The following is a 6140-nucleotide window of genomic DNA, read 5'->3' on the forward strand; positions in this document are numbered from 1 at the left end:
AACCTGCGGCTCGACATGTTTTCGCTCGCCTTTAATTAGTTGAGTGTTGCTGTGTCGTGCCGCAAGCAGGCGGCAGGAGCACAGACCATGACTGTAAAAACCCCAACTTCCCGCAACACCAGCGCCACCAGTGACAGCAACAAGCTGTCGATGCGTGCCGCCCGCGAAGCCCAGAACGGCCTGGCCGTCACCCTGGCCAACGTCAACTCCACCACCGCCGGCCTCACTGAACTGGATGCCGAGGGCCGCCTGCAACGGGACGGCCACAACGAGGTCGCCCACGACCGTCCGCCACACGCTCTGGTGCAGTTGCTCCAGGCTTTCAACAACCCTTTCATCTATGTGCTGATGACCCTGACCGGTATCAGTTTCTTCACCGACTTCTGGCTGCCGCTGCAGGCCGGCGAAGAAACCGATCTCACCGGGGTCATCATCGTCCTGGTGATGGTGCTGGCCAGCGGCCTGATGCGTTTCTGGCAGGAACACCGCTCGGCCAAGGCCGCCGAAGCGCTCAAGGCCATGGTACGGACCACCGCCGCCGTACTGCGCCGCGAGCAGATGGGCATGCAGGCCCGGGTGCGTGAAGTGCCGATGCGCGATTTGGTGGTGGGCGACATCATCCAGCTGTCCGCCGGTGACATGATCCCTGCCGATATCCGCCTGATCGAATCCCGCGACCTGTTCATCAGCCAGGCGGTGCTCACCGGCGAAGCCTTGCCGGTTGAAAAGTACGACACCCTGGGCGCCGTCCAGGAAAAGTCCGCCACCGCCCAGGCCGCCGATCAGCAAGACCTGCTGGACCTGCCGAACATCTGCTTCATGGGCACCAACGTGGTCAGCGGCACGGCCACCGCCGTGGTCGTGGCCACCGGCTCGCGCACCTACTTCGGTTCCCTGGCCCGCTCCATCGTCGGCTCCCGCACCCAGACCGCCTTCGACCGCGGGGTCAACAGCGTCAGCTGGCTGCTGATCCGCTTCATGCTGGTGATGGTGCCCATCGTTCTGCTGATCAACGGATTCGCCAAGGGCGACTGGGCCGAAGCCTTCATGTTCGCCCTGGCAGTGGCCGTCGGCCTGACCCCGGAAATGCTGCCGATGATCGTCAGCGCCAACCTGGCCAAGGGCGCCTCGGCCATGGCCAAGCGCAAGGTGGTGGTCAAGCGCCTCAACGCGATCCAGAACTTCGGTGCCATGGACGTGCTCTGCACCGACAAGACCGGCACCCTGACCCAGGACCGGATCATCCTCGAACATCACGTCGACATCAGCGGCAGCCGCTGCGATGAAGTGCTGCAACTGGCCTGGCTCAACAGCTACCACCAGAGCGGCATGAAGAACCTGATGGACCGCGCAGTGGTCAGCTTCGCCGAGGAGAACCCGCACTTCACCCCTCCTGCCGCCTGGCGCAAGGTGGATGAGCTGCCGTTCGACTTCGTCCGGCGCCGCCTGTCGGTCATCCTCGCCGATGCCCGCGGCCACCACCTGCTGGTGTGCAAGGGCGCAGTGGAGGAAATGCTGGAAACCGCCACTCGGGTCCGCAAGAACGGTGTCACCCAGACCATCGACGCTGCCCTGCGTGCCGAGTTGCTGCAACTGGCCGAAGACTACAACCGCGACGGTTTCCGCGTGCTGCTGGTGGGCACCCGTGACATCGCCCGGGACCAGATCAAGAACCAGTACAGCGCCAGCGACGAACGCGAGCTGGTGATCGAAGGCTTCCTGACCTTCCTCGATCCGCCGAAGGAAACCGCCGGCCCGGCGATTGCCGCCCTGCGCGACAACGGCGTCACCGTGAAGGTACTGACCGGTGACAACGCCATCGTCACCGCGAAGATCTGCCGCGAGGTCGGCCTGGAAGTCGGCGAGCCGCTGCTGGGTCGTGACATCGAGCGCATGGACGACGAAGTGCTGGGGCGCCTGGTGGAAGAGCGCACGGTATTTGCCAAGCTCACCCCACTGCAGAAGTCCCGGGTGCTCAAGGCATTGCAGGCCAACGGCCACACCGTGGGCTTTCTCGGCGACGGCATCAACGACGCTCCGGCGCTGCGCGATGCCGACGTCGGCATCTCGGTGGACAGCGGCACCGACATCGCCAAGGAATCGGCGGACATCATCCTCCTGGAAAAGAGCCTGATGGTGCTGGAGGAAGGGGTGATCAAGGGTCGCGAGACCTTCGGCAACATCATGAAGTACCTGAACATGACCGCCAGCTCCAACTTCGGCAACGTGTTCTCGGTGCTGGTGGCCAGTGCCTTCATTCCGTTCCTGCCGATGCTGGCGATCCACCTGCTGCTGCAGAACCTGATGTACGACTTCTCCCAGCTGGCCCTGCCGTGGGACAAGATGGACAAGGAATACCTGAGCAAGCCACGCAAGTGGGACGCCAAGAACATCGGGCGCTTCATGCTGTGGATCGGGCCGACCTCGTCGATCTTCGACATCACCACCTTTGCCCTGATGTGGTACGTGTTCGCCGCCAACAGCGTGGAAATGGCCGCCCTGTTCCAGTCCGGCTGGTTCATCGAAGGCCTGCTCTCCCAGACCCTGGTGGTGCACATGCTGCGCACCCGCAAGATCCCGTTCATCCAGAGCACCGCGGCACTGCCGGTCATGCTCGCCACGGGCCTGGTGATGGCACTGGGTATCTATGTGCCCTTCTCGCCTCTGGGCAGCATGGTCGGCCTGGTGCCGCTGCCATGGGAATACTTCCCTTGGCTGGTGGGTACCCTGCTCAGCTACTGCGTGGTCGCCCAGACCATGAAGACCCTGTACATCCGCCGCTTCAAGCAGTGGTTCTAAGGGCCTGAGCCCGGTGCGACCGCCCCACGGCGGTCGCACCAGATACAGCAAACCAACGATGCCACCGTCGGCGCGGCCAGCGCCCTGTCGACGGCGACGCTGTTCGCCCGAAAGGAGCATCGCCATGTTTTTCAAACCTTTTTCGCTGTTGCAACGCGGCCTGAAGGCCTTGCTGGTCTGCGGCCTGTGCGCCTGCGCCAGGCTGCTCGCCCGCCTGAGCATCCGCCTCTATGTGCGGGGCCTGCTGAGCGCCGTTGAAATGCGTTTCCTGCTGGGGTTCAGCGCCGCCATCACCCGCGCCTCGCTGCGCCTGGCGATTGCCTGAAACCTGTCACAGTCCCGGGAGAATACTCATGTCGGGCACTACTCTTCTGATCAACCTGGCCGGCGCCATCGCGCTGTTGCTGTGGGGCTCGCAGATGATCTGCGGCTCACTCCTGCGGGGCTTCGGCAGCCCGCTGCGGCACTGGCTCGGGCAACACCTGAACAACCGCTGGCTGGCGCTGCTGTGCGGCGTCGGCATCACCGGCGTGGTGCAAAGCAGCACTGCGGTGAGCCTGATGGCCAGCTCCTTCACCGCCGCCGGCACCCTGGGCCTGGCCCCGGCGCTGGCGGTGATGCTGGGGGCCAATATCGGCTCGACCCTGGTGGTCCAGCTGCTCAGCCTCGACCTCTCGCTGGCGGCACCTGTGGCATTGCTGGCGGGCTTCCTGTGCTTTCGCCTGCGGGACGATTCGCGCTTTGAAAGCATCGGCTGCGCACTGATCGGCCTGGGCCTGATGCTGCTGGCCCTGGGCATGCTCGGCGCGACCCTGGGGGCGGTGGAAGGTACCCCAGTGTTCCAGCTGGTGATGACCAGCCTCGACGGCGACCTGCTGCTGGCCCTGCTGGTGGCGCTGCTGCTGACCTGGATGTGCCACTCCAGCGTTGCCGTGGTGCTGCTGATTGCCTCGCTGGCCGGCACTGGGCTGCTGTCGCCGGCCACCAGCATGGCCCTGGTGCTGGGGGTCAACCTCGGCAGCACCCTGCCCTCGCTGCTCAGCGCCAGCGGCAACGTGGCCCGGCGCCTGCCCCTGGGCAACCTGCTGGTGCGCCTGTCGGGAGCGGCGCTGCTGATGCCCTGGATCGCCACCCTGGGCCAGTGGCACGTCATCGAGCAACTGCCTCCGGCACTGCTGGTGGTGGCCCTGCACACCGCCTTCAGCCTGGTGCTGGCGCTGCTGTTCATCGGTTTCACCGGGCCAATGGCCAAGCTGCTGACCCGGCTGCTGCCGGCCCCGGCCGCGGTGACCGACCCGGGCATGCCGCTGTACCTGGACGAAGCCGGCCTGGAAGTGGCCAATATCGGCCTGTCCAACGCCGCCCGCGAAGCCTTGCGCATGGCCGACATGCTCTCGGGCATGCTCGACCGGGTGCTGCAGCTGTTTCGCACCGCCAACCAGGCCAATGCCGATCAGGTGCGCCATATCGATCAGTCCCTGGACCTGCTCAGCGCGGCGATCCGCGCCTACCTGGCGGATATCGGCAAGGAAGGCATCAGCGACCAGGATGCCGACCGCTCCCAGGAAATCCTGCTGCTGGTGATCAACCTGGAACATGCCGGGGACATTCTCGCCACCAGCCTGGCGCACCTGGCCGCGCGGCGCTTGCGCCGTGGCGAGCCGTTTTCCGAGTTCGAGCTGAGCACCCTGTACCCGCTGCACCAGGAACTGCTGGACAGCCTGAGCCTGGCCATCACCGTGTTCCTGCGCGAAGACCTGCCCACCGCCCACCAACTGGTGGCGCGCAAGGAAAACGTGCGGCGCCTGGAAGCCGCCGCCAGCCGCGAGCACTTTCGCAAGTTGCGCGAAGACCGTGGCGCCTGGGCCGAATCCGGGGACATTTTCCAGCGCTTGCTGCGCGACTACCGGCGGGTTCACCACCACATCGCCGCCCTGGCCTACCCGGCCCTGGAGCGCGCCGGTGAACGGGACATCGAGCACGCTTACCTCAACGAACCGCTGCCCGGCGAGACCAGCATCAGCCCGGTAAAGGAGAACAGCCCATGCGCGTCCTGATCTGCGCCGGCCGCTACTACGCCGACGACCGCCGGTGCCGCCAGGTCCTCGACGCCTTTCAGCGCCTGCATGAAACCCGCGTGGTGATTCATGGCGGCAGCCAGTTCCTCGGCGCCCATATCGAGGACTGGGCCCGGGACATCGGCGCCGACATCGTCCGCTACCCGCCCAACTGGCAACGCCATGGCAAGCACGCCGAACGCCTGCGCAACGCCTTCATGCTGGCCGACAGCCGCCCCGACATCGTCCTCGCCCTGCCCGGTGGGGAAGACACCGAAGAACTGCTGGCCCAGGCCCGGGCCCGGCAGATCCAGGTTCTGTCGATGGCCGACCAGTAAGCCTCCCTAGCCGCCACCCTCTGCACCGGCCCGCACGCCAGATGCACCGGTGCCCCAACCCAGAACGAGATCCGCCATGTCCAAGCACACCCCACATCGCCCCTCGCGTTCCAGCGCCTTTGGCCACCCTCTGCCTGCCGCGAAAAGCCGCATGCTCAAGCGCAATCTGCTGTTCCTCGCCCTCACCGCCAGCGCGACCGCCACCCTGGCCCTGTGCTCCAAGGCCCAGGCCGCCGGCGGCGCCTACGTGGTGGACGACGGCGCCATCAACGCTCCCGGGGAATGCAATGTCGATGTCTGGTACCAGAGCACCCGCCACCAGGGCTCCAGCCACACCAGCGTGGTGGCCCCGGCCTGCACCTTCAGCCAACTGCCCTGGGTGCAACTGGGGGCCGCGATGCAGCGCCAGCAGGCCGACGGCCAGGGCGAGACCCAGCTCAGCCCCCAGGTCAAGCTGGCCCTGCTGGACCGTGAAGACCTGGGCCTGCAACTGGCCCTGGCCGGCTCCGCCCACTGGGCCCTGAACCGCAGCCACAGCTTCGATGGTGGCGACCTCGCCCTGCCACTGACCTTCAGCCCTGTTGCCAGCCTGCGCCTGAACCTGAATGCCGGCTGGGCCCACGCCTATGACGACGGCGACCAGAGCCACCGCTGGGCCTGGGGCAGCGGGCTGGAGTACGACCTGGCCCAGAGCCTGACCCTGATTGCCGAGCGCTACGGCCAACGCGGCGGCGAACAGGGCTGGCAGGCCGGCCCGCGCCTGCATCTGGGCCAGCACCTGGACCTGGACCTGATCGTTGGCCAGCACCTGACCGAAGACCGCGATCGCTGGCTGACCACCGGCGCGACCCTGCGCTTCTAACCCCCGAAAGCGCCCCACCTCTGTAGGAGCTGGCTTGCCAGCGAAGGCGTTGGCAAGGGCGATGGAAGACTCAAGGGCCTCTTC

At 66.2% G+C, this 6140-nt stretch carries 5 protein-coding genes; all 5 read left to right on the forward strand.

The features are described from left to right. Nucleotides 1-87 precede the first annotated feature (87 nt). The 5 genes from mgtA to AC1RMG_RS17735 all read left to right on the forward strand — a co-directional run bounded on the left by mgtA (nt 88) and on the right by AC1RMG_RS17735 (nt 6056). Nucleotides 88-2799: a magnesium-translocating P-type ATPase gene (gene mgtA / locus AC1RMG_RS17715; RefSeq protein ID WP_047287087.1), complete on the forward strand. Its 2712-nt coding sequence runs from the start codon at nt 88-90 to the stop codon at nt 2797-2799. Between the two features lie 124 nt (nt 2800-2923). Beyond that, nucleotides 2924-3124, forward strand: coding sequence for a hypothetical protein (locus AC1RMG_RS17720; protein ID WP_019095481.1), 201 nt, complete (start codon nt 2924-2926; stop codon nt 3122-3124). Nucleotides 3125-3152: 28 nt separating this feature from the next. Then, a complete protein-coding gene (locus AC1RMG_RS17725) occupies nt 3153-4856 on the forward strand; it encodes a Na/Pi cotransporter family protein (protein WP_011061633.1) in 1704 nt (567 codons plus the stop codon). Continuing rightward, nucleotides 4844-5194 (forward strand): DUF2493 domain-containing protein, encoded by a 351-nt coding sequence (locus AC1RMG_RS17730; protein ID WP_041752297.1) that lies wholly within the window; start codon nt 4844-4846, stop codon nt 5192-5194. Before AC1RMG_RS17725 ends, AC1RMG_RS17730 begins: the two co-directional genes overlap by 13 nt. Before the next feature lie 76 nt (nt 5195-5270). After that, nucleotides 5271-6056, forward strand: a complete 786-nt coding sequence (locus AC1RMG_RS17735; RefSeq protein WP_053158903.1) for a PA4824 family protein — start codon at nt 5271-5273, stop codon at nt 6054-6056. Nucleotides 6057-6140 lie beyond the last annotated feature (84 nt).

The sequence above is a fragment of the Pseudomonas sp. GW822-FHT04H02 genome, assembly GCF_058800645.1.

Excerpts from the sequence above, each read along its gene's own strand:
- AC1RMG_RS17730 (WP_041752297.1), top strand. The coding sequence starts at position 4,844 with ATGCGCGTCCTGATCTGCGCCGGCCGCTACTACGCCGACGACCGCCGG.
- mgtA (WP_047287087.1), top strand. The coding sequence starts at position 88 with ATGACTGTAAAAACCCCAACTTCCCGCAACACCAGCGCCACCAGTGAC.
- AC1RMG_RS17725 (WP_011061633.1), top strand. The coding sequence starts at position 3,153 with ATGTCGGGCACTACTCTTCTGATCAACCTGGCCGGCGCCATCGCGCTG.
- AC1RMG_RS17720 (WP_019095481.1), top strand. The coding sequence starts at position 2,924 with ATGTTTTTCAAACCTTTTTCGCTGTTGCAACGCGGCCTGAAGGCCTTG.
- AC1RMG_RS17735 (WP_053158903.1), top strand. The coding sequence starts at position 5,271 with ATGTCCAAGCACACCCCACATCGCCCCTCGCGTTCCAGCGCCTTTGGC.